The sequence below is a fragment of the Planococcus circulans genome (assembly GCF_020023385.1).
GTDB lineage: Bacteria > Bacillota > Bacilli > Bacillales_A > Planococcaceae > Planococcus.
In genome coordinates, this window is record NZ_JAIQCL010000001.1 from 571,270 (window position 1) to 595,075 (window position 23,806).

Genomic DNA, 23,806 nt, shown 5'->3' on the forward strand with positions numbered 1-23,806 from the left:
GTAAGCATATTTTACCTTTTTTCTCTTTTTCCATATTTCTAAAATAAAAAAGCAGTTTATTTTGAAAATTGATGATATCATGGATTAAAGATATGAACACAAAGTAAAAAAAAGGATATGGAGGCGGCAATTATCGTACTTGGCGATCTATTTTCTTCTTACTTTTCGGAAGATCCGACAAAGGCGGAAAACAACTCTCCTACATGGATGACAGAAGTACTGCCCTTGCAAAAGGAAAGGAGAGCAGTAATGGACACGGGAATGCGTTTAAAATACCATCGTTTAAAAAAGAGAATCAGCTTGGAAGATATAGCCTCTGGCATACTGTCTCCCCGGGAACTGAAAAAAATAGAAAACGGCAGTAAAGATCCGGCGTTGAAAGACTTGGAAGCATTATGCAAAAAATTGGCTATACCATTAGCTCCCAAAGATAATCCGATTGGAAAAGTACTCGTAAAGAATTTCAAAAACTCATTATTACATCCTCAAAACAAAGCTAAAATTATGGAGCAGTATGCAGACATACAAGGTCACCCTTTACTGCATGCTGATGAAGATGTGGAACTGGAATACTCCATTCAACAAATCAGGTACTTCATCATTACCGGAGATTTGGATAGTGCTGAAGAAAAAATTAAAGAAGTGGATCGATTCAGGGAATTTATGAACCAGGAACAGTTTTACCTGTTCCATAAATACAACGGCAACTACAACTACATCCTGAATGATTTCGAAAAAGCATTAAAGACCTATCTTGTTGCAGAAAAAATTGCCCCTAATACGATTTCTGCTTCTGAACTCGGAGATCTTTATTATTCAATTGGAATTTCCAGCACTAAATGCAGAGAAACAGAAATGGCGTACAAGTATTCGGAAATGGCGCTAAAAATTTACCAACAGGAATTTATACCTAAACGCATTGTCGAATGCCACTTAAATATCGCGATTACGCACCAGCATTTCGGCAATTTCAGAATGTCAATGGAACATTATAAAAATGCTTTGACGATAGGAAACAAGCTGGAAATTGATATTCTGCGTTTCACGACAGAATATAATATCGGTTATGCGTACTTCTTGTTTCAAAATTATGAGCAGGCAATTACACATACCGAAAGTTCATTAGACTATATCCATCCAGAATACCCTGCCGATATTCTAATAAGTTATTGTGTTTTAGTAAAATGTAATTATGAACTCGGAAATCAGGAAGCAGCAAAGGATTGGCTAAAAAAAGGACTCGATATAGTAGAGAATAAAAAAATAAGTCTTGATTCGCCAACAAACCAAGCCTTTAAGGAAGCTTATATTGAATTCATTTGTTTGGATCATCTAGTAAATGATAACTTCAAAGAATTTGAAGATTATGTTTTAAATCGACTAACCCCAAGCCTTGAAGCTACTGAAAATTACTTTGAGATGGGATATTTTTTAGGGCACTTGGGCGATGTCTTTTACAAACAAAAGAAATACAAAGAATCTGCAGAAATTATGAACAAAGCAAGAAAAGCATATAAGAATATAACAATTCTATTTTAGGGAGTGGAAGTAATGAAAAAAGGAATGACTATATTATTCTTTTCAGTTCTTGTATTAAGTACTTTGCCTTTTACTAATAATTCAACAAGCACTGAAACTGCTGCTCAGGCCCGTGTGCCTGAGCCTTGGTCGGTCGGAACAGAAGTTGCTGCCCAGGCCCGTGTACCTGAACCTTGGTCAGTTGGAACAGAAGTTGCTGCCCAGGCCCGCGTTCCTGAGCCTTGGTCGGTCGGAACAGAAGTTGCTGCCCAGGCCCGCGTTCCTGAACCTTGGTCAGTTGGAACAGAAGTTGCTGCCCAGGCCCGTGTGCCTGAACCTTGGTCTGTTAAAAACCAACAAGCTTGATACATTTAATCATACTGGGTTGCCGCTTATATTTTAAAGCGGCAATTTTTTTACTTTCCTGACCTTATGGATGGAGGGATTTCTATGGATAGACAAGTTACAGGCACCTTGCCTACAGGCTACGAAGCTAAACGTACGTTTAACTTAGCTAAGGACAAGCACCTGAATGGGATAATTCAATTCTCTTTCGTATTCATCACCGGCGTCTTGATCAGTTTAGCTTTGTGGACTGGCTTGCCTTTGTCAACGGACTTGAACCTTTTTCTATCGTTTCTAGTCACTGTTTTGCTGGTTTTGATTTATATGGCCTTTCATGAACTTACTCACGCTCTTTTCATAAAGATCTTTTCGGGGAGTCGACCTTCCTTTCGAATTCGCTTCCCATTTCTTTCCGTCGGGAGCGAAGCAGTCTTTAACCGGAGCAATTTTATTGTCATCGCATTAGCTCCTGTACTATTATGGGGAACATTGCTTATTATCCTGTTGTTAGTCATTCCTGAGCGCTTCTTTCTCAGTATTTTTATAGTAATGATCGTAAATTTTGCTGGGTCGGGAGGCGACTATGTACAAGCCTCTATTGCTTTCAATTCGTCTGCACATACTTTGTTTCAGGACAATGGCAAAGAAACAACGCTGTTTGTCCCGTCAGAAAACGAAAAAGATCCAGGGAATAACTAATCCCTGGATCTTTTTCTATCAATTGTGGTTTTGACTTTATTGATTTTGTTTTTTATCCACTAAACACTCATCGACAAAACGCTTGAAGATATTCATCGATGCCTCATCCCCTTGAAGGGCAAATTCTTCCGGATGCCATTGAATTCCCATCGCAAATTGGTGGTTTTTACTTTCCAGTGCTTCTACCAATCCGTCTGCCGCATAAGCTGCTACTGTCAATTGTTCTGAAACATCTTTAACTCCCTGATGGTGGAAGGAGTTTACATTGAACTTTTTCTCCTGCATGATGTCATATAATAAGCTTTCATCTTCTAAAGTTACTGAGTGGGTACGGTGAGTCCGCATTGCCATTTGCTTATGCTGATGTAAATCCCCTTCAAACTGGGACTCTAAATCCTGATAGTTAGTGCCGCCCAATGAAATATTGAACATCTGCAAACCCCTGCACATTCCAATGAAAGGCTTATCTAAATCAAGAAACTTCAAAATCAATTCTTTTTCATATTCATCACTGCCAGGATATACTGCTCCCAGGCGCAGATGTGGCTCTTCGCCGTATAGGGTAGGATTTATATCTCCTCCCCCAGTGACAATCAGCCCATCCAAACGCTCACATAACAAGGGGATATCTTCTTTATCTACGATAGGTACAATTAATGGTAAACCGCCAGCCTGCAAAATCGCTCTGCCATATACAGGATCCAGCGAGTATGTCTGATCTTCTTCCACGCGTGCTGTTATGCCAATTACCGGCTTATCTTTTACTGTCATGTTTATTTCCTCTTTTCCACTTAATCAGTTTGTCCATTGTTTTGTATACCCTAGAGCTCCAAACCAGTAAACATTTAACCTGCAAAATATTTTCTTTGCATTCTTTCCCTGAGAAGTTCTCACTTCTTCTTATTGTGCAGGCAGTTACAATTCCCACTACTTTATAACCAATAAAAAAAACCCTTGCTAAGGGTTTTTCAACACTGTCCATCCTTCTCTGGATCGAAGCGAAAACGATTTAAATCAATCTGATCATTCGCATCCACTTTCACACCTTCGGCCTGCAACGACTCTCTTTGGAAAGATCGGGATTCTTCATCTATAAGGGCAATACGGCCTTGAACGTTTACGATTCGGTGCCAAGGCAAGTTGTACTTGGCACTCATGCTGTGAAGGATCCTTGTCACTTGCCTGGCTGCCCGGGGACTTCCAGCAGCTGCAGCAACTTGTCCGTAAGTCATAATTCTGCCGGGAGGAATCTGCTTTATAATTGTCAATGCTCTTTCAGTAAAAGTCTGCATCCATTCCATCCATTCTGAAAATTTTCAATTACGCTTTTTTCTTCAGGTTTTCCACTTCGGCTAGTAAGCTGCCGGTTTTATACTCCTCAAGAAGTTCCTGTGCAAATTCATATAATGGCAACTTTCCTGCATCTATTGCAAGACCACCACTTTCAGCGTGTTTGCATTTATAATACTCTATCATATGGACAATCAATTCTTCAAGACCTTGAAGTGATTGTTCATTTTGATGCTGCAACGGGCGAGATAAATCAATGCCTTTCGCTTCATTTAAATAAAGGAATTTCATTTGTTCCATATTATCGACTGCTTGGTCAAACAATTGCTGGTTCTTATCCAAACGATAGAAACTTCTCCAAAAAACAAAAATCTCTTTTGCAACTCCCAGCTTTTTTGCTCCCAGGGAAGCATTCAACCCTTCTACTACACAAATTTCATACATGATTTTTCTCAATGATTTTTTGTATTCTCTTTCTACCACACCTTTATACTGCATGTATCTCATTAGTATACCTCCCCGGAATAATCGCGATTTTTATGCTCTTCCATTCTGTACCATCAAATATTTCTATATCTTCGTATGATATCTTCGTCTTCAAAAGACCCCATATTGTGATAGGCCTGCAAGTCATGAATTTGCTGACCGATAGAAAAAACAGCAGGTTCACAATTAGCGATTCCTCTTTTTATCTGAGTATCTTTATTTGCTTCCCCTTGAAAGTCTCCACCTAAATGGAAGAAAGTATAATAATTTTCTTCTCCCCACTCAGCAATTTTCAGTAGAAGGGTTCTGAGCGTATTTTCACTTTCCACTTCGGACAAACTTCCCTCGAGATGGTAATAGATCGTATCTCCCATAGCAAGAACATAGCATGCTGAAACCAATTTGTTTTCGTGGTAAGCACCAAATAAATGGAGATTAGGACCCATGGAACTGATCAATGTCTCAAAATAATCATTGGTGAAAAAATAATAGCTGTCTGCCTCTTCCCTTCTTCTTGCTGCTGAATAATACAACACCAAGAATTCAAACATATGCCGAACCGTTCCAAGTTTTTTGACCACTAAATCCAAATCCTTATCAGCTTGTCCAGTGGGCGACTGTTTTTTTGTGTTGGAAATGAAATAATCTTTCAGTTTGATTGTAAAAGTTTCATACAATGGAGAGAGTTTCAGGTGATCTTTGAAAAACTGGGCATTCTCTTTGAGAGGATGAAAACGTATATATTCAGCAATAATCTTTTCACTCTGACAATACTCAACAAAAGCTTTCCGAAAGTTGGCGGCCAGTTTGGAATGATTTTTCCCTGCTTTTACTATAGGACCTCCATAACCGAAGGGAGTCGTAACGTCAAAATAAGGGGTGTTTTCATCGCTTATACGCCTTTTGATGAAAGGATAGGCAACCTCGCCATCTTCATCCTTGTAATAGAAAAGCAAAGCTTCTCCCGGATCTAATTTCAAAGCCCCCAGAAAATATTGGCTCGTATAGTAAATATCCGATATTTTCAAAATATCAAGAATCCGTTGCCAACGACTATGTTCTTGTATTGATATTAGCTCGTACATGCTTTCCACCCCTGCTTCACCTAGAAAATCACTTAAACACTGTCTGCAACTGATTCTCTTTTTTTCGTATCTTTCTTTTTTTTGCATTGGCAGCTGTTTTTAATGCCGCGATGCCAAATGCTGAAAAAATGCTGAAAACTAATCCACAAACCGCTGCTATCACCAGAGCAGACAGCAGGTCGTTTCCACTTGGATTTATACTTCCATCCTGTGAAGATGCCAACGAAATAATTGTGACATTGTCCGCTTTTAATGAATTCTTTACCGCATTCTGAAAAGTGAATGCCAATGCATCAGCAATTTCAATTGCCTGTTGGGTACTGCCAGAAGAAACAAGGATTGTTAAAACCGGTGAATGACCGGAAAAACTTACCTCCACTCGCTCCCGAAGTTGGGAGATGGACATTTTTAATCCGAGGTTTCCCCGTACCCGCTCCAGTACTTCTGGACTTTCGACAAAGGCTGCATATGCTTCTAAAGTTTGAAAGTCTACCTGGTTTTTTTCTGCAGCCAGGTGTGGGATCGCTGGTACTGATTCTTGGATAAGCAATTGGCTGGATACTTGGTGTTCAGGTTCGATAATAAAAACAAAAACAGCCCATACTGCCAGCATCAAAAGAAGGGTGAGTCCAATTGTGAAGCGAATTTGTTTTTTCAAGTTCATCAATAAGGACAAAATAACTTGCTTATTCTTCACAAAACTCTCCTCCTTCGCTTAAAACAGACGGTTTTTTTGTAATTATTTCTAAAAATTCAGATTATTATAGTTCATTTATATCATAAATTATTGGTTCAATCTACACTTTTAAGGATATTTTTTAAATTATTCAGAAAAAATATAAGCACTTAGACTATCTAGTTAAATTATTTTATATTTATATCCTTATGTTTGGGTATTTTCACCCTAATACGCGAGTGGGAATACTGATTCTTAAGACTTGTTCTTCTCATAACAAATAAGTAGTTGGAGCTTTTAATCTACAATGGAAAGAGTCTTTCTACTCGAAACTTATTGAACAATCTTTTCCATGCGTTCTTTATTTTTAACCAATAAAAAAAGCATCTCTCAATAAATTGAGAGATGCTTTTCGCCGTTAATCTTTCCACAAACCGATAATGCCGTTTCTCCGGTAAATGATTTGCTTCGATTCGAGCGTTTTTAAGACTTTCGTTAAAGTTTGATGTGAAATAGTAATGTCTGTTGTAATTTCTTTGATGGTTTTGAAAAGCACACCTTCTGAAGACGCGTTCTTTAAAAAATAGCGTATAAACCTTTCACCAATTTCTGCTGTTTTTTCAGTTTCGGATGAAAAATATTCACGGCATTCGTTTAAAATCTTTTCCTCCGAAAAATTTCTGGTTCTATTAGGCACTCGATTTTCCATTACTTTCATCTAACCACCTCCAAAAATTGCAGCCCTTTGATAGGTACTTATTCTTCCTATACCCTTTCTCTTTAAAAATAGTCACTCTATTTCAATTAATACTGATAATTCCAAATTTAATTTTAATTATCCATTATAAGGATTTAACTTTCGAATAAAAATTAAGCATAGAACCTACTTTAAAATCTTTTGAAGGCAGCAAAAAACAGGAAAAGAGTATTTCTTTTCCTGTTTCGTTTAAATGCAACGCACAATCCTATTTTATCGATTCATCGCGTCTTCAACAAAATCCTTGAGTACATGGATGCCGGTGACGCAGTCATTCAGAGATGACCATTCTTTCGGATTATGGCTAATGCCATCCTTGCTTCTGACAAAGAGCATAGCCACCGGAATAAAACGGCCCAAATTCATAGCATCGTGTCCCGCTCCACTTGGAATATAGGTCGGAGAAATTCCGAACTTTTCCAGGGAAACCGCCAAACGCTTTTGGAGGTCTTCAACAATCGGTACTGGTTGGATGCGTGTATTCAACTTACTGTTCACCTGAATATTGTTTTTTGCCGCAATTTTTTCTGCCTGCTCGATCAACTGATCGATGAGGCGGTCTCTCGGTTCTTCATTTATATCCCGAATATCGACAAGCAGTTTCACTTTTTCAGGGATGACATTCGCCCCATTAGGAAAAACGTCTAATTTCCCGACCGTCGCTACTGCAGTATCACTGACCGTTTTTGGAAATTCAGGGATCGATTGCAGGAATTCCGCTGCTGTTACCAATGAGTCTTTTCTTCCAATCATAGGCGTGTTCCCTGCGTGTCCCGCTTCTCCGACAAATTCCACTTCGAGCCAAGCGGGACCTGCAATTCCATTTACAATCCCCACCGGCTGATCTGCCTTTTCCAACTTTTTGCCTTGTTCAATATGAACTTCCACAAATAGTTCCAATTCACTTAAATCCCGTTTAGCCGTTTTAAAAGCATCCAAGGAACTGCCATAATGCGCCAGTACCTGTTCCAGGGTTTCCCCGTTATAGTCCCTGAGCTGAGCCATCTCCAGCTCAGTGATTGCACCTGTCATTGCCTGACTGCCCGTTAATCCGCTATTAAAGCGGGATCCTTCTTCATCCGAGAAGACGATGACTTCATAAGGCTTTTCAGGAATATAGCCCGTTTCTTTCCATGATGCTGCAACTTCCAAAGCAGACAGAACACCCAGAGGACCGTCAAAATTCCCTCCATTTGGAACACTGTCCACATGGGAGCCGGATGCAATCGCCGCTCCGTTAGATTTGCCTTCCAGCCTTGCCATGATATTGCCGGCTCCGTCTTCCTTCACCAACAATCCCGCTTCAGCCATCCATTTTTTCACAAGCTCTTTTGCCGCTTTTTCTTCATCCGAAAATCCTGGTCTTTTTACGCCTCCAATCTGTACGAATCCGATTTGGGACAATTCATAAAGCCGTTTTGCAATTCGCTCTCCATTGATTCCTGAATGGTCGAGCGTAGTATCATAGTCTTTCATTAACTCTTCGTATAAAGGATTATCATTTTTCACGGGTATGATTTCCTCCTTTTTTATTGTGCTTCGCAACTTCATTGCTTGGTTAAAAATGACCAGGCATATTGTGCATAGAGTTCTGCGCCTGTTGCCATTGCATCTTCATCAATATTGAATTTGCCATGATGATGTGCCCATTGTGTATCTTTATCAGGATTTCCACTACCCACCAATGCAAAGCTACCGGGAACTTCATCCAGATAAAACGAAAAGTCTTCTCCGCCCATTGTCGGTTTTTCATCATATATGGAATTTTCACCGAATGCTTCACTGGCCACTTGCTGAACCAACTGTGCACTTTCTGCTCCGTTGATGACCGCCTGTGTCCCTCTTATATACTCGACTTCAGCAGAACCTCCGTAAATGGCAGCCGTGTTGTCAGCATAGACTTGAAGCTGATTTTCGATATGGTCACGGGTCGCCGGGTCAAAACATCTTACCGTGCCTTCAATCTCAGCATTTTCTGCAATGATATTAAAGCGGGTTCCTACGACCATCTTTCCGACAGTCACGACCGCTGCTTGCTGGGGGTCGATGGTACGCGATACGACAGACTGCAAATTCATGACAAAAGAAGAAGCGATAATGGCTGCATCGATACAGGCTTGTGGAATCGCTCCATGCCCGCCTTGCCCTTTGAAATGCACTTTGAAAATATCTGCTGAAGCAAATGAAGCGCCTGGGTTGCAGGCAACAGTGTTCGATGGGCTTTGAGACCAGATATGGATACCGAACACATCGTCAACACCTGCTACTGCCCCTTGTTCGACCATTGCTTTCGCACCAGTCGCCACTTCTTCTGCCGGTTGAAAAATAAACCGGACATTTCCTGGAATCTCCGCTTTTACACTTGCCAAAGCTTTAGCAGCTGCCAAGAGCATGGATGTATGCGCATCATGACCACATGCGTGCATTTTCCCAAGTTCTTTTGACTTGTAAGGCAGATCCACATTCAACTCTTCCACAGACAAAGCATCCATGTCAGCTCGCAATGCGACGGTCTTGCCTTCTTTTCCGCCTTTCAGCTCTCCGATTACGCCAGTCGGTTCTGTCTTACGCGCTTCAATGCCAAGTTCTGTTAAGTAATCATAGACAAATTGGGAAGTTTGAAACTCCTCCCATGACAGTTCCGGCTCGCTGTGGAGCTGGCGGCGGATCTGAATCATTTCTTCGTTGTTATCTTTGATGGCATTTTTTATGGTTTGGTTAATCATGGTGAATTTCCTCCAATTCTATAGGAAGCCGACAAATATGCCTGCCAATATAACCGAAACAATCGTAACGGTGATGAACCCTGCGACCAGCATCGGCGGCAGCATATGGCTGGTCAGCACTTCACGTTCTTCCTCGTCTTTCGTCAATGAATTGATGACTTCCACGGTGATGATATAATCGGCCGGGAAACCGTACAGAGCTGTCAGGGAAACCGCAAATGCCATTTCCTTGCTGACTTTAAGCAGTTTGCCGATGATGAATGAAAAGATATACATCCCTGCAACACCAATAACGATACAGCCGATAAGCGGGTATAGGATTTCCAGCATCATGCTCGGAGTGGCATTTTTCAAGCCGTCGAAAATATAAAGCAGCAGCCCCATGATCGCAAACCCGAATCCGTTTGCTTTTTGCAACGGGTGGCGTTCCAGGAAACCGATGCTGCGCCCGATGACACCGAACAGTAGACATAGGACAAACGGGCTGATTTCCACTACCGGTGCTGCAAGGACAGATGTCAGATACGCAAGGTAACCGACCAATGCCAGACGGAAAAATTTGAAGAAGTCGGTGTTGTATTTATCCGGCATGTTGGCAAACATGCGCGGCTCTTTTACGGTCTTACCCGTCGTCCCTTTTTGTTCACCAGGCAATTGCTTTGCAGTCAATTCATTATTTCTGTATTTGGCCAACAGATTTTGGCCTTCTTTTTTCAGCATGATCGAAGTCAGCGGGTAACCTGCAAATCCTTGGACCACATATATGACAATCGCAAAAACAGCCAGAGTCGGGAGCCCCGCAGCAGTTGCCCCTTCCGACATGATCAGCGCAGAAACCAGTCCGCCAACCAACGGCGGAATCGCAACCACGACTGTTTCAAAGTCGAACAGCAGGATTCCGATGCTGAATAAGGCAGCGATAATTCCTAAAATACCGGATATGGCAATCAGGATGGTTCTCCATTGATTTTTTAATTCTTCCAGCGACAAAAGTGTTCCCATGTTGGTGATCAATAGATAAATGAGCATTACTGCTACTGCAGGTGGAATACCTGCAATCGCCACAATCTCAGGAGGAAAGAACGTCCAGTATCCCAGCAGGAACAGGACTCCACTGATAAATATCGAAGGAATCCACGCTTTGGTGCGGGTTGAAACCGCTTCGCCAATAAACAATACAAAAATCAAAATCGTTAACGCCAGCATTTGAGCCATTTCCATGTCCTCCCTTTTTTTCCTGATTACTAATAAGCTATTGAAATCAAAGCTTTACAAAGAGTATTTTTTTAATGATGCAATAGTAGCACACTATCGGAGGCTAATAAATAGAATAAAACGACTATTTCGAAATAATATTAAATTGAATAATGATTCATATTTTATGAAAACGATTCCAAAGCCTATATATTGCATATCAATCTATACTTTCTGAAATATGTCCATTTTACGAACTGCCGACCCTCCAATTGATTCTCAACGTTTACCTATCATCCATTAGAGGTATTTATTAGGATAAGCGAAAATCAAAAGGAGGATTCGAACAAATGGAAGGTAGACATTATATTAACGGCGAGTGGACCAATACAGGTGACGGAAAAATAGACGTGACGAACCCCGCAACAGGTGAAGTCGTAGGTTCAGTGCCCAACGGTGGTGAACAGGAAGCTACTGAAGCAATCGAAGCAGCGGCTGCTGCTTTCCCGGAATGGGCGAAGACAACGGCCTATCACCGTGCTGAACTTCTGATGAAATGGCATGATCTATTGCTTGAGCATAAAGAGGAGATCGGGGAAATCCTGACGAAGGAGATGGGGAAACCTTTGGCTGAAGCCATTGGCGAAATCGAATATTCGGCTTCATTCGTCTCCTGGTTTGCCGAAGAAGGAAAGCGTGTATATGGGCGCACAATTCCGGCCAGTAAAGAAGGCAAACGGATTCAGGTCAACAAACAGCCTGTTGGCGTTGTGGTCTCCATTACACCTTGGAACTTCCCGGCAGCCATGATGGCCAGAAAAATGGCTCCTGCCCTTGCTGCGGGATGCACATTTGTAGCCAAACCGGCAAAAATGACGCCGTTGACTGCAGTCAAAATGTACGAGCTTGCCATTGAGGCAGGATTTCCTAAAGGTGTCATCAACCTAGTGACCGGCAGTGCCAGCAAGATCGGAAAAGTTTTCACCAGCCATCCGGACGTCCGCAAACTGACGTTTACAGGCTCTACTGAAATAGGCAAGGAATTGATGAAGCAGGCTTCTGAAACTATGTTGAATTTATCTCTTGAACTCGGAGGCCACGCACCGATCATCGTTTTGGAGGATGCCGATATGGACCTGGCGGTTGAAGGCGTTATGGCATCGAAGTTCCGAAACGCCGGGCAAACCTGTGTCTGCGGCAACCGGATTTACGTCCAGCGAAGCATCGTTGAGGAGTTTTCTCAGAAACTCCAACAGGCTGCCGGCAACCTGAAAGTCGGCAATGGACTGGATGAAGGTGTCCAGATTGGGCCATTGGTTGATAAAGACGGCTATGAAAAGGTCGAGAAGCACGTCAATGACGCTGTTGAAAAAGGCGCCAAAGTTTTGGTTGGCGGTGATGGCCGCTCAGAAAACAATGCATACTTCTTTAACCCGACAGTACTGGTCGATGCCACTTCAGACATGTTGGTTATGAACGAGGAAACATTCGGCCCTGTAGCTCCCATCATGTCTTTTGAAACAGATGAAGAAGCGGTCAAACTGGCAAATGACACGCGTTTTGGTTTAGCAGCCTACTTCTTCACCGAAAGCATGTCCCGCGGCACTTACCTATCCGAAAACCTGGACTACGGAATTGTCGGCTGGAATGATGGAGCCCCTTCAACAGCCCAAGCTCCATTCGGCGGTATGAAAGAAAGTGGTGTAGGCCGCGAAGGCGGACAGGAAGGCTTAGAAGCATTCCTGGAAACCAAATACATTTCGATAAAGCTTTAAAATACAGATTGCACATTAAAACAATAAAAAAAGCGATCCGGAAAATCCGGATCGCTTTTTCTTGTTCATACAACTGTTTCGCCAATTTTAACCCCATTGGAAGAGGGCCTTGTAACCATGCATTCATAAAGTGGGAACTTCTCCGCCAATTGGGCGGCTACCTCTTTTTCCCTGCCTTTTTCTACCGCGATGAACAAAGATGGGCCTGCGCCGCTGATAGCCGAACCAAAGACATCAAGCTCGAGGCAACTTTGTTGAATCGCATTAAAATCAGGAAATCTGTCTTTCCGGTAGGGTTCATGAAAAACATCTTTCTGCATCATCCGGCCTGCAGTCCGCCAGTCGCCTCTTGCTAAAGCAGCTGACACAACATTTCCGGCAGCGCTGCCGCGTATAGCTGTTTTGTGGGCTAAGGCTTCCGGAAGCAGATTCCGTGATTCTGCAGTCAGAAATTCTGTAGGAGGAACCAAGATCACCACGCCGATTTCCACTTCCGGAACATGGACGACTTCAAGATTATCTTCATCGAAATAGGAAATGGTCAAACCGCCAAGAAGTGATGCCGAAATATTGTCCGGATGGCCTTCCATTTCCGTTCCGATTCTCAATTTCTCTTTCATCGGCAGTTTTAATCCGATTAAACGATCCGCAATTTCAATTCCTGCAGCAATTGCAGATGCACTGCTTCCAAGCCCTCTGCTCAACGGAATCTCTGTCTCCACGACCAATTTAGCGGTCGGTAGTGGTTGGCCGTATTTATCCGCAACTGCCTGCGCAGTGGCAACGATCAAATTGTCGATGCCATTTGCAATCTGCTGGTAGCCTTGATCTTTGTATTCGACCAGCCATTCTTCAGCCGGCAAAACATGGACGAACATATGAAGGTCCAACGCCAAGCCGATCGAATCAAATCCAGGACCCAGATTGGCCGTTGAAGCAGGAACGGTCACCGAAAATTCTTTCCAACTCATATCTTCACTCCTTTTTTAAGATCCTCCCAAAAACGTTCCATGTCTTCCGGAACAAGAAGTGCTTTATGCTGATTAACCGAAATCGCTGTTTCAGGATCTTTCAATCCATTGCCTGTCAGGACAGCAACCACTTTCGAACCTTTCGGCAACATGCCATTCTCTACCTGTTTTTTGATGCCCGCGATAGAAGCGCATGATGCAGGTTCAGCGAATACCCCTTCAGTTGAAGCCAGTAGCTGGTATGCTTCCAGGATTTCTTCATCTGTTGCCGCTAGAATCGTGCCGTTTGACTGGTCTAAGGCATTAAGAGCCAACTGCCAGCTTGCCGGGTTGCCGATGCGGATGGCTGTTGCCACCGTTTCCGGATTTTCCACAACTTTATTGTTGACAATCGGTGCTGCTCCAGCTGCCTGTACACCCAAAAGAGTTGGCCGTTTTTCGCCTGTACGTTCAGCATATTCGGTAAAGCCTTTCCAGGATGCCGAAATGTTTCCGGCATTGCCGACCGGCAAAGCGAAGATATCCGGTACTTGGCCCAATTGGTCGATCACTTCAAATGCGATGGTTTTCTGGCCTTCAAGGCGGTAAGGGTTGACGGAATTCACTAGCGCGATGCCAGCTTCCTGACCAACTTCACGCACCATCTGCAGCGCTTCGTCAAAGTTCCCTTTGATTTCAAGAATTTCCGCTCCGTACATTTTGGCTTGCGCCAATTTCCCAAGTGCGATGCGCCCTTCCGGAATGACAACGATGGTTCGCATACCCGCTCTTGCACCATAAGCTGCTGCTGAAGCGGAGGTATTGCCGGTTGAAGCACAAATCAATACGGTCTTTCCTTCTTCTTTGGCCTTGGCGACAGCCATTACCATTCCTCGGTCTTTAAAAGAACCGGTCGGATTCGCACCTTCCAGTTTTACATAGAGGTCAATTCCCCATTCTTTTGACAGTTTCTCCAAATGCACCAAAGGCGTATTGCCTTCCTGCAACGTCAGGGAAGGGGTGTTTTCTGTAACTGGAAGCCACTCTTTATGTTCTTCGATCAATCCTTGCCATCTCATGCTGTTTCCTCTCCTTCTATGCGGTAATGGCTGATGACGCTCGCCGTTCCTTCTAATTCACTTAATACATCCAAATGCTGCTGTCGGGAAATCTGATGCGTCAGTAATACCAATTCGGCTTTTCCATCATCCTGTGCCGGCGATTGCATGACCGATTGGATGCTTGCTCCGTGTTTGCTGTAGATGGAAGTCATTTTTGATAAAACACCGACTTCATCATTTACCAACAAGCGGTGGCAGTATTTTGCAAACCGTTTCGATTCCGGTTTCATGACACGTTCGTGTTGTGCGGCATGTGCACGTTTTCCATTGACGCCAAGCTGCAGGTTACGGCAGGCTGCGATAATGTCGGAGACCACTGAAGTGGCCGTCGGCAAAGATCCTGCTCCCGGACCATACAGCATCGTTTCTCCTACAGCATCACCGTATATGTAGACGGCGTTGAATTCATTGTTAACAGAAGCCAGCGGATGTGAGTTTGCCAGGAAAATCGGTTCTACCGAAACTTCGATTCCGTCATCGTCTTTAGTTGAAGAACCGACCATTTTCATGGTATAACCGAACTTATTCGCAAGCTCCAAATCGCCATCGCGAATTTCCTTCATGCCTCTGACCAGAACGTCATCCAAGTGGACTTCTGTCGAAAATGCCAGAGAAGACAAGATGACCATTTTCCGTGCTGCATCGATGCCATCGACATCGGATGACGGGTCTGCCTCAGCATAGCCAAGTGCAGTCGCTTCAGCCAATGCGTCATCATAAGTCATATTCTCTTGTTTCATTTTTGTCATGATGAAGTTGGTTGTACCATTGACGATTCCCATCAAACTGGAGATTCGGTCTGATGCCAGACCATCTTCCAATGTGCGGATGATCGGCACTCCGCCGGCGACACTTGCTTCATAGAAAAGATCACATTTTTCGGCATCCGCAAGTTTCAATAGATCATGGCCATATTCCGCCATCACGTCTTTATTGGCGGTAACGACCTGCTTGCCGGATTTGAGCGCTTTTTCGATGGCTGATTTCGCACCGTCTATGCCGCCCATCACCTCAACGATGATATCGAGAGAAGAATCATTCAATATTTCTTCTATATCCGTCGTGAAAACACTCGGATCTAAACTGGAAAGCCGGTCCTTGTTGGCATTTCTGACCAGTACTTTCCGGATTGAAACCTGGGCACCTAATTTATGATGCAAATCCTGCTGATGCTGCTGGATGATTTTAGCAACTCCGCTGCCCACTGTTCCAAGGCCTAATAATCCGATTGAAATTTCATTTTTCATTGACGATTCCTCCCATGGTGTGTACACTGTGAAAAAACAGCTGTTTTTGTCATAGGGACATTATAGTATTATATCTTACTTAAAACAACCCTTTTACAGACTATTAAAAAAGATGGGACTTGATTGGATGAAAGTTAGCAAATTTGGCGGTACCTCAGTAGCTAGTGCACAACAGATAAAAAAAGTGGCAGAAATCGTTAGAGCAGAGCCTTCGCGCAGGATTGTCGTCGTTTCTGCTCCAGGAAAAAGATACGATGGTGACGTAAAAGTCACTGATTTGCTCATCCAATTGTCAGCAGCAGCACTTCGTGAAGAATCGACTGATGCCGCTCTTGCCAAGGTCGTGGGAAGATATTCGGAAATCGCTGATGGATTAGGGTTGGGCAATGATATCATTGAAGTCATCGAAACTGACCTCTTGAATCGCCTTCAAGCAGATAAAAGTTCTCCCCCTCTTTTTGCGGACTCGATTAAAGCGAGCGGTGAAGACAACTCTGCAAAATTGATTGCCGCTTACCTGACCTCCATCGGTCTTCCTGCAGAATACGTCAACCCGTTTGATGCCGGGTTATTTGTAAATGGATTGCCGGAGCGTGCCCAAGCTCTTCCAGAAGCTTATGAACGTTTGGCAGATCTGCGCAATAAAGAAACCATCACCGTCTTCCCCGGCTTTTTCGGCTATACAAAAGAAGGCGTCCTTCGGACTTTCGAGCGCGGCGGCTCAGACATCACCGGCTCCATTCTGGCAGCTGCAATTAAAGCGGAGCTATACGAAAACTTCACCGATGTCGACTGTGTATTTGCGGCCAATCCGCGTGTCGTCGACAACCCAGTCGAAATCGAACAGATGACTTACCGGGAAATGCGCGAGCTTTCGTATGCCGGATTTGCTGTTTTGCATGACGAAGCACTTATGCCGGTCTTCAAAGCGGCTGTTCCGCTATGCATCCGCAACACCAATAATCCAGCAGCACCCGGTACAATGATCGTTGCAGAGCGCGATCATTCGCTGCGTCCGGTAACAGGAATCTCAGCAGATAGCGGCTTCTCGACATTGTACGTCAGTAAATACTTGATGAACCGCGAAATCGGTTTCGGACGCAGACTGCTTCAAATACTGGAAGATGAAGAAATTTCTTATGAACATATCCCATCCGGCATCGATAACCTGTCTGTCATTTTGCGCAGCCATCAGCTGTCCACTGAAAAGGAACAGCGCATTGTGGACCGTGTAAAGTCGGAGCTCCAAGCCGACGACGTCCATATCCGCAGCGATTTTTCCATGATTGTTTTGGTTGGAGAAGGCATGAATAATACAAAAGGCCTTACTGCCCGCGCAGCAAATGCATTTGCCAGAACCGGCGTCAATATCGAAATGATCAACCAGGGATCTTCTGAGGTCAGCTTAGTCTTCGGCATCCTGAAGGAAGATGAACAAAGGATATTGAATGAATTATACAAGGAATTCTTTGAGCCCGCCATGGTTCATTAATCAACAAACCCCATCTTTTAACTCTTGAGCTCAAACGCTCAGGAGTTTTTTTGTGCAGTTGGTGTTATTTTCTGAAAATTGTGATATTATGGAATTATTCTGAGAGGGGGAAAATTGATGACGGGTATTATCAAGCCGAATCCAAAGCTGTATGTAATGGATAATGGCACATTAAGCATGGATAAGAACTACATGATTTCAATGCACAACCCGGCGAGTGTACAGAATCCAAATCCACCAAGTGAGATGGTGACCTTTCCGGTCTATACGGTATTGATCGACCATCCCGAGGGCAAGATCCTGTTCGACACGGCCTGCAATCCAAATTCAATGGGTGCGGAAGGCCGCTGGGGGAAAGTGACACAATCCCTGTTTCCGATAGACATGCCGGAGGAGTGTTATTTGCATCATCGTCTGGAGGAATTGAACGTTCGTCCAGAAGATATCAAATATGTGGTTGCTTCCCATCTGCATTTGGATCATGCAGGCTGTCTCGAGCTGTTCACTAATGCGACCATCATCGTCCACGAAGATGAACTGAACGGTGCACTGCAGACATACGCCCGGAATATGAAGGAAGGCGCCTACATCTGGGGGGACATTGATGCCTGGATCAAGAACAACCTCCAATGGCAAACCGTCAAACGGACTGAAGATGGCTTGCAGCTTGCCGAAGGCATCAAAATCCTGAATTTCGGAAGCGGCCATGCTTGGGGAATGCTGGGGCTGCAAATCGAGCTTCCTGAAACAGGTGGAATCATCCTTGCTTCCGATGCCATTTACACAGCAGAAAGCTATGGCCCTCCGATCAAACCGCCTGGCATTCTTTATGATTCCGTCGGCTATACTTCTGCCGTTGAAAAAATCCGCAGAATCTCGAAAGAAACCAATTCAGACGTTTGGTTCGGCCATGATGCCAATCAGTTCAAGACATTCCGCAAATCGACTGAAGGCTACTATGAGTAATTCAAGCACAATAGAGTTTTGATGCGCGAATCGCCAAAACTCAAAAGCCCTTCGCCAGGGACTGGCAAAGGGCTTTTATCTGTTTTACGTCCATTTCTCAATAACAGGTCCCTGATTGCCATAGACAGGATCCATTTTCGGCAATGGTGTGTTTTGGATATCTTCCAGCACATAAGGCCGTTCGCCTGGCTCGCCGGTCTTCATGTTATAGGCGACACCGCCAGGGTAGGCACCCACTATCTCGAAGTCATCACTGGCTTCCAGCTTTTTATGCCCCGTTCCTGCCGGGAGCAGCAATACGTCCCCTGCTGCCACCTTTAAGGCCTCGCCTTGCTCGCCGCCGATCTGCAACGTTGCAGAACCGCTGCGCACTCCCAATACTTCGTGTGTATTGCTGTGGTAATGGTGATACTCGAAAACACCGCCGGTCCAGCTGTTTGTCCACTCATGGCTGTTAAAGACCTTTTCAATCCCCTCCGGATCTTCTTGGAAAGCAGCCGGATACACAATCACTTCAAGCGACGGGTTATTCGGAATTGCCCCATCGTCTTCAAATCGATAAAATCGTGGATTTTCCATGCTGTTCAGCTCCTTTTCGTTTAAGGAACTTTACCCGGTTGAGGGCAGATTAATCATCTATCCAGTGTGTAATTACTCCAGCGTATTGATGAATTTCTCCAAGCGGTCCATGCCTTCTTCGAGCACATTCATGCTATAGGCATAAGAAATGCGCACAAAGCCTTCCCCATACTTCGTGAATGCAGAGCCAGGCACTGCAGCCACTCCCCCTTCTTTCAATAAACGCGTAGCGAATTCAAAAGAAGTCATGCCGAATTTCTCGATGGACGGAAAGATATAAAAGGCACCTTTCGGCAAAACCACATCAATGCCCATCGCTGTCAAACGGCCGTAGACAAAATCCCGGCGCTGAATATATTCTTTATTCATTTCGGCAGGAATATGGCGCTGGTTCTTCACCGCTTCAAGTGCAGCGAATTGGCTTGGGACAGAAGCGCAGATGGCGTTGTACTGATGGACTTTCAAGACATGCTTCATATACATTTCCGGACCCAGCACAAAGCCGATTCTCCAGCCGGTCATCGAATGTGACTTCGACAGCCCATGGACCAAAAATGTCCGATTTTTCAACTTTTCAAAACGGGCAAAAGTAGAATGCTTTTCGCCATACGAATTTTCACTGTAAATTTCATCCGTTACAATGAAAACTTCATGCTTCTCCAGCACAGCAGCTACCTTTTCAAGCTGGACAGACTCCATCGTGGCACCTGTCGGATTCGAAGGGAAGTTCATCAAGACCGCTTTGGTGCGCTCGGTGATCAAGTTTTCCAGACGCTGCGGATCCGGTTGGAAGCCCGTATCCGACGTGTCCAGATAAACAACTTTTCCTCCGCATAGCTTTATGATGGGTTCATACCCCGGGTAAGCCGGCGCAGGCAGGATGACTTCATCGCCTTCCTCCAAAATTGCCCGGAAAAGGGAATCCAGTCCTTCGCTTGCCCCATTGGTGACGATGATTTCGGTTTTATGGTCGAAGTCCAATTCATATGAATCCCTGAAAAAAGAGGCGATTTCCGCCCGCAGTTCAAGTGAGCCCGCATTATGTGTATAGCTGGTTTGATCGTTTCTGATTGCTTCGATACCGGCTTGTTTGACAGCCTCTGGTGTTGGGAAATCAGGCTGGCCGATTGTAAGGTTAATAGCTTCCGGATGATCGATCAACTGATTTGAAAACTGGCGGATGCCTGAAATTTGAATCGACTCAATCCGGCTGTTGATTGAAATGCTCATGAGTGACAACCTTTCTCTATTTATAAATCTTCGTTATTCATAAAGTCCCGGCAGCCATAAAGACAAGGCCGGAATGAATGTGATGATCAACAAACAAACGATCATCGACAACAGGAAAGGCAAAACGGCATAGGCGATGCGCTCAAAGCGTACTCCGCCCACACTTGAAGCCACAAACAGATTGACACCGAGCGGTGGTGTCACGAAGCCGATTGCCAGGTTGGCTACCAGGATGACACCGAAATGAACCGGATCCACACCCACAGTCACCACAATCGGCAGAAGAATCGGCGTGAGGACGACCAATGCCGAAATGGTATCGATGAACATTCCCACCACCAGCAACAGTAGGTTGATGGCCAGCAAAATCACCAATGGGTTGGTCGACAAGGCCGTCAAGTAATCGGAGATTTCTCCAGGAATCTGTTCGATGGTCATAAAGTACGCAAATGACACCGATAAACCGATGATGATCATCGTGGTGGCGTTGATGACGATTGCTTCCCTGAAGCTTTCATAAAGTCCTTTCCAGGACAATTCCTTATAAACGAATTTGCCGATAATTATAGCATACACTACCGCTACTACAGCTGCTTCAGTAGGCGAAAAGATGCCTCCGTATATCCCACCGAGGATAATAACCGGAATCAGCAATGCCCATTTCGCATCCCAGAAGGTTTTCAAGACATCTTTAAATACAATGGATGTTGCTTCTCCAGGCTCCGGTTTGTAGCCGCGTATTTTAGAGATGATATATGCTGTGAGCAACAGGCCGGATCCAATGATCAATCCAGGTATGATGCCTGCCAGGAACATGCTGCCGACAGAGACCCCTCCGATGACACCATACAGGACAAAGGGTATGCTCGGCGGAATGATCACGCCGATGGATCCCGCAGAAGCCGAAACAGCAGATGCAAATCCACCATCATAATTGCGCGCAATCATTGCCGGAATCATAAAGCCCCCGATCGCGGCAACTGTCGCCGGGCCTGAACCTGAAATCGCGGCAAAAAACATACAAGCCACGATGGTCACCATGCTCAAGCCGCCGGTCATCCAACCGACTAATGCGGAAGCGAACGCCAGCAAGCGCTTGGAAACGCCCCCTTTGCCCATGAGAATTCCTGCAAGCATGAAAAATGGAATCGCCAGCAATGGAAATGAATCCAATGAAGTGAATGCTTTTTGCGTGATGATGCTCAGTGGCAAGGTCGTACCGAAATAGATCGCAGTCAAGGCAGAGACACCCAAAGCGATTGCAATCGGTACACCAATCAATAGACAGATAAATAAAGTTCCGAATAATAGAGCTATCGTCATGCCGGAAGGTCCCCCTCCTTATGCATCTCGTAGTCGCCTTTCCAGATTTTGAACAATTGCTGGATAAGTCTGATGCACATCCCAATGCCGCCAAGTGGGATTGCTAAAAACGGAATCCACATCGGCAGCTGCATTGCAGGAGTGACCTGTCCATTGGCTATACTGCTCAAAACAAGGTCTGTTCCAAAATACGCCAAAAACAGCGCCATCCCAAACCAAATTGCCAAAGTGATGGTTTCCAGTACTTTTCTCGGCAACCCTTTAAACCGGGTGATAAAAGCTTCCACTCGTATATGCTCCCGCAGTTTTACGGCATAACTCGCTCCTATCCACACTTGGAAAATATGTATATAGCGAGCCATCTCTTCTGTCCAGCTGGGTGCATTGGAAAAAACATAGCGGCCAACGACCTGTCCGAAGATCAACGCCACCATCACCACTAAAGTCAGCACTAAAAATGCTTCTTCCGCCTTTTCGAATTTCTTGATCATTGATGCACTTCCTTTCCTAAAGAGAAAGTTTGTCCACTCGACTATTTTTCTCTTTCACTGATTGCCAAATCAGCTGAAAATGAAAAATCAAGGAATTTCTTCCTTGATTCTTCAACTGTCATTTTCATTTATTCTTCATTTGCCGCCAACGCTTGATCGATGACATCTCTGCCAATCTGGTCTTCGTATTTCGTATAAACAGATTCAGCCGCTTCACGGAATTGGTTGCGCTGCTCATCCGTCAAGTCGTTGATTTGCATGCCTTCCGCTTCCAGCTGATCCAGGAATTCTCCATCTTGCTGCTGAGCCAACTCGCGCTGTTCCGTCCGGAATTCTTCAGCAGCTTCCATCATCAGTTCCTGAAGATCTTCCGGGAGGCCGTTATAGAAATCATCGTTCACCAATAATGCAGTAGCTGCGTATACATGGCCTGTCAATGTCAGGTAATCCTGTACTTCATAGAACTTGTTTGTGTAATAAAGGGAAATCGGGCAATCCATTGCATCGTACGTGCCTTGTTGGAGTGCTGTGTAAAGTTCCCCAAATGCGAACGGAGAAGCGTTTGCTCCAAAAGCATTGAACGTATCTGTATGCAACGGGCTTTCCAATGTCCGCATTTTGAGTCCCTCCATATCTTCCGGGGTTTCAATCGGCCCTCTGTTATTGGAGACATGGCGGAATCCATTTTCGCCGAAGACCAGGCCTTTCATGCCGTTGTTTTCAAGATCCGCCATCAGTTCCTGACCGAGATCGCCATCCAACGCACGATAAGCAGCTTCGTTGTTATTGAATAGGAAAGGCAGATCAAACACTTGGAATTTTTCGTTGAATGAAGCCATTGCTGCTACAGCTGGAATCGTCATTTCAACATTGCCCAGTTGAACTGCTTCAATCGCTTCCCGGTCTGATCCGTACAATTGGCCATTCGGATACAGTTCAACCGTTAGGCGGCCGTCTGACTCCGCTTCCAGTTTTTCCTTAAAGGCCACTGCTGCGATATGTGAAGATTGTTCCTCAGGCACCAGGTGGGCAAGACGGATTGTATAAGTATCTTCACCCGTTTCCCCTTCTTCAGTTGTCGTTGTTCCGCTGTCCGGTCTTCCGCAGGCTGATAGGAAAATTAATGTGATAAAAAGTAGTCCGAGTAGTTTTTTCATAGTTCCTCCTGTGTAATGTATTTCAGCAGCCGATTTTCGATATTGTCCAAATGGATTGCCAGCTGCTGCTTGGCTTTGCCCATATCTCCTTCTTCAATTGCCTGAATAATGGATAGATGTTCACCATACGCTTTTTTTGCACTGTCGGCTGCCGTATCAGATAACAGCAAAAATGCTCTGCTGCCGCCGCTATTGATGCCTTTGATCATTTCTTTCAAGCGATTATTGCCATGGTTCTGGTATAAGAAAGAATGGAATTCCTGGTCCAGATCCATAAATTCTACGACATTTTGCGTCTTCACTGCCTGAAACTGGCGTTTGATGTTTTTTTTCATTACCTGCATGACAGGCTGTTGATCTGCTTTCGACAAATTTTCAAGTCCGTAGATTTCCAACAGTCTGCGAAGCTCCATAATTTCTTTTACATCCTGGAAAGTAAAGGCCGCCACTATTGCCGGCCTTGGCTTCCTCAACTCGATAAGCGCATCAACAGCCAGTCTTTTCATTGCTTCCCGCAATGGCGTCCGACTGATTCCCAGCTCCAGAGCCAGTTTTTCTTCAGGCAATTCCTGTCCCGGTTTCAGTTTTCCAGTAATGATCATCTTCTTGATATACTCATATGCCTGATCTGCCAGCGTGGCTTGTTTTATAATTTTCTCCATAATTCCTCCCCTCTACATATTTAGTTCATACAGTGTA

At 44.4% G+C, this 23,806-nt stretch carries 24 protein-coding genes; 6 read left to right on the forward strand and 18 right to left on the reverse strand.

Annotated elements, in window-relative coordinates:
• Window positions 1-117 precede the first annotated feature (117 nt).
• The 3 genes from K8U60_RS02860 to K8U60_RS02870 all read left to right on the forward strand — a co-directional run bounded on the left by K8U60_RS02860 (window position 118) and on the right by K8U60_RS02870 (window position 2,562).
• On the forward strand, window positions 118-1,539 hold the full coding sequence (locus K8U60_RS02860; RefSeq protein WP_223634111.1) for a helix-turn-helix domain-containing protein: 1,422 nt from the start codon (window positions 118-120) through the stop codon (window positions 1,537-1,539).
• A gap of 12 nt (window positions 1,540-1,551) precedes the next feature.
• Complete coding sequence (locus K8U60_RS02865; protein WP_223634113.1) at window positions 1,552-1,884, forward strand: hypothetical protein; 333 nt, start codon at window positions 1,552-1,554, stop codon at window positions 1,882-1,884.
• A gap of 84 nt (window positions 1,885-1,968) precedes the next feature.
• Entirely contained in the window at window positions 1,969-2,562 is a 594-nt protein-coding gene (locus K8U60_RS02870; protein ID WP_223634115.1) for a DUF3267 domain-containing protein, read from the forward strand.
• A gap of 36 nt (window positions 2,563-2,598) precedes the next feature.
• Here K8U60_RS02870 and K8U60_RS02875 read toward each other — a convergent pair whose 3' ends face one another.
• From K8U60_RS02875 to K8U60_RS02915, 9 genes are all read right to left on the reverse strand, one after another.
• Window positions 2,599-3,333 carry a gamma-glutamyl-gamma-aminobutyrate hydrolase family protein gene (locus K8U60_RS02875; RefSeq protein ID WP_223634116.1) on the reverse strand — a complete coding sequence of 245 codons (735 nt, stop codon included), beginning with the start codon at window positions 3,331-3,333 and terminating at the stop codon, window positions 2,599-2,601.
• A 197-nt stretch (window positions 3,334-3,530) separates the two neighbouring features.
• A complete protein-coding gene (locus tag K8U60_RS02880; RefSeq protein WP_223634120.1) occupies window positions 3,531-3,854 on the reverse strand; it encodes an MGMT family protein in 324 nt (107 codons plus the stop codon).
• Between the two features lie 28 nt (window positions 3,855-3,882).
• Entirely contained in the window at window positions 3,883-4,359 is a 477-nt protein-coding gene (locus K8U60_RS02885; RefSeq protein WP_223634123.1) for a hypothetical protein, read from the reverse strand.
• Between the two features lie 53 nt (window positions 4,360-4,412).
• The gene (locus K8U60_RS02890; RefSeq protein WP_223634126.1) at window positions 4,413-5,423 is read right to left on the reverse strand and encodes a GNAT family N-acetyltransferase; all 1,011 of its coding nucleotides are present in this window, start codon (window positions 5,421-5,423) and stop codon (window positions 4,413-4,415) included.
• Between the two features lie 28 nt (window positions 5,424-5,451).
• Window positions 5,452-6,120 (reverse strand): YveK family protein, encoded by a 669-nt coding sequence (locus K8U60_RS02895; RefSeq protein ID WP_223634130.1) that lies wholly within the window; start codon window positions 6,118-6,120, stop codon window positions 5,452-5,454.
• Between the two features lie 397 nt (window positions 6,121-6,517).
• On the reverse strand, window positions 6,518-6,817 hold the full coding sequence (locus K8U60_RS02900) for a replication/maintenance protein RepL (RefSeq protein ID WP_223634132.1): 300 nt from the start codon (window positions 6,815-6,817) through the stop codon (window positions 6,518-6,520).
• A 252-nt stretch (window positions 6,818-7,069) separates the two neighbouring features.
• A complete protein-coding gene (locus K8U60_RS02905; RefSeq protein WP_223634883.1) occupies window positions 7,070-8,371 on the reverse strand; it encodes a M20 family metallo-hydrolase in 1,302 nt (433 codons plus the stop codon).
• 32 nt (window positions 8,372-8,403) lie between these two features.
• The gene (locus K8U60_RS02910; RefSeq protein WP_223634135.1) at window positions 8,404-9,582 is read right to left on the reverse strand and encodes an amidohydrolase; all 1,179 of its coding nucleotides are present in this window, start codon (window positions 9,580-9,582) and stop codon (window positions 8,404-8,406) included.
• An 18-nt stretch (window positions 9,583-9,600) separates the two neighbouring features.
• The gene (locus K8U60_RS02915; protein WP_223634138.1) at window positions 9,601-10,797 is read right to left on the reverse strand and encodes a hypothetical protein; all 1,197 of its coding nucleotides are present in this window, start codon (window positions 10,795-10,797) and stop codon (window positions 9,601-9,603) included.
• Between the two features lie 329 nt (window positions 10,798-11,126).
• Here K8U60_RS02915 and K8U60_RS02920 point away from each other — a divergent pair, with 329 nt between their 5' ends.
• Window positions 11,127-12,551 (forward strand): NAD-dependent succinate-semialdehyde dehydrogenase, encoded by a 1,425-nt coding sequence (locus tag K8U60_RS02920; RefSeq protein ID WP_223634141.1) that lies wholly within the window; start codon window positions 11,127-11,129, stop codon window positions 12,549-12,551.
• Window positions 12,552-12,616: 65 nt separating this feature from the next.
• Here the strand turns inward: K8U60_RS02920 and thrB are convergent, their stop codons facing one another.
• The 3 genes from thrB to K8U60_RS02935 are packed head-to-tail and all read right to left on the reverse strand — an operon-like array spanning window position 12,617 to window position 15,869.
• Complete coding sequence (gene thrB / locus K8U60_RS02925) at window positions 12,617-13,522, reverse strand: homoserine kinase (RefSeq protein WP_223634144.1); 906 nt, start codon at window positions 13,520-13,522, stop codon at window positions 12,617-12,619.
• On the reverse strand, window positions 13,519-14,580 hold the full coding sequence (thrC, locus tag K8U60_RS02930) for a threonine synthase (protein WP_223634147.1): 1,062 nt from the start codon (window positions 14,578-14,580) through the stop codon (window positions 13,519-13,521). Before thrC ends, thrB begins: the two co-directional genes overlap by 4 nt.
• A complete protein-coding gene (locus K8U60_RS02935; protein ID WP_223634150.1) occupies window positions 14,577-15,869 on the reverse strand; it encodes a homoserine dehydrogenase in 1,293 nt (430 codons plus the stop codon). The genes thrC and K8U60_RS02935 overlap by 4 nt, the downstream gene beginning before the upstream one ends.
• A gap of 127 nt (window positions 15,870-15,996) precedes the next feature.
• Between K8U60_RS02935 and K8U60_RS02940 the strand changes: the two genes are divergently transcribed.
• A complete protein-coding gene (locus tag K8U60_RS02940) occupies window positions 15,997-17,361 on the forward strand; it encodes an aspartate kinase (protein WP_223634153.1) in 1,365 nt (454 codons plus the stop codon).
• A 117-nt stretch (window positions 17,362-17,478) separates the two neighbouring features.
• Window positions 17,479-18,327, forward strand: a complete 849-nt coding sequence (ahlS, locus tag K8U60_RS02945; protein WP_223634155.1) for an AhlS family quorum-quenching N-acyl homoserine lactonase — start codon at window positions 17,479-17,481, stop codon at window positions 18,325-18,327.
• Between the two features lie 84 nt (window positions 18,328-18,411).
• On the opposite strand, the gene K8U60_RS02950 is transcribed toward ahlS, so the two are convergent.
• From K8U60_RS02950 to K8U60_RS02975, 6 genes are all read right to left on the reverse strand, one after another.
• The gene (locus K8U60_RS02950; RefSeq protein WP_223634157.1) at window positions 18,412-18,906 is read right to left on the reverse strand and encodes a cupin domain-containing protein; all 495 of its coding nucleotides are present in this window, start codon (window positions 18,904-18,906) and stop codon (window positions 18,412-18,414) included.
• Window positions 18,907-18,978: 72 nt separating this feature from the next.
• Window positions 18,979-20,136, reverse strand: a complete 1,158-nt coding sequence (locus K8U60_RS02955) for an aminotransferase class I/II-fold pyridoxal phosphate-dependent enzyme (protein WP_223634159.1) — start codon at window positions 20,134-20,136, stop codon at window positions 18,979-18,981.
• 33 nt (window positions 20,137-20,169) lie between these two features.
• Window positions 20,170-21,459 carry a TRAP transporter large permease gene (locus K8U60_RS02960; RefSeq protein ID WP_223634161.1) on the reverse strand — a complete coding sequence of 430 codons (1,290 nt, stop codon included), beginning with the start codon at window positions 21,457-21,459 and terminating at the stop codon, window positions 20,170-20,172.
• A complete protein-coding gene (locus K8U60_RS02965) occupies window positions 21,456-21,950 on the reverse strand; it encodes a TRAP transporter small permease (protein WP_223634163.1) in 495 nt (164 codons plus the stop codon). Before K8U60_RS02965 ends, K8U60_RS02960 begins: the two co-directional genes overlap by 4 nt.
• Window positions 21,951-22,078: 128 nt before the next feature.
• Window positions 22,079-23,107, reverse strand: a complete 1,029-nt coding sequence (locus K8U60_RS02970) for a TRAP transporter substrate-binding protein (RefSeq protein WP_223634165.1) — start codon at window positions 23,105-23,107, stop codon at window positions 22,079-22,081.
• The gene (locus K8U60_RS02975) at window positions 23,104-23,769 is read right to left on the reverse strand and encodes a GntR family transcriptional regulator (protein ID WP_223634168.1); all 666 of its coding nucleotides are present in this window, start codon (window positions 23,767-23,769) and stop codon (window positions 23,104-23,106) included. The genes K8U60_RS02970 and K8U60_RS02975 overlap by 4 nt, the downstream gene beginning before the upstream one ends.
• Window positions 23,770-23,806: the final 37 nt, after the last annotated feature.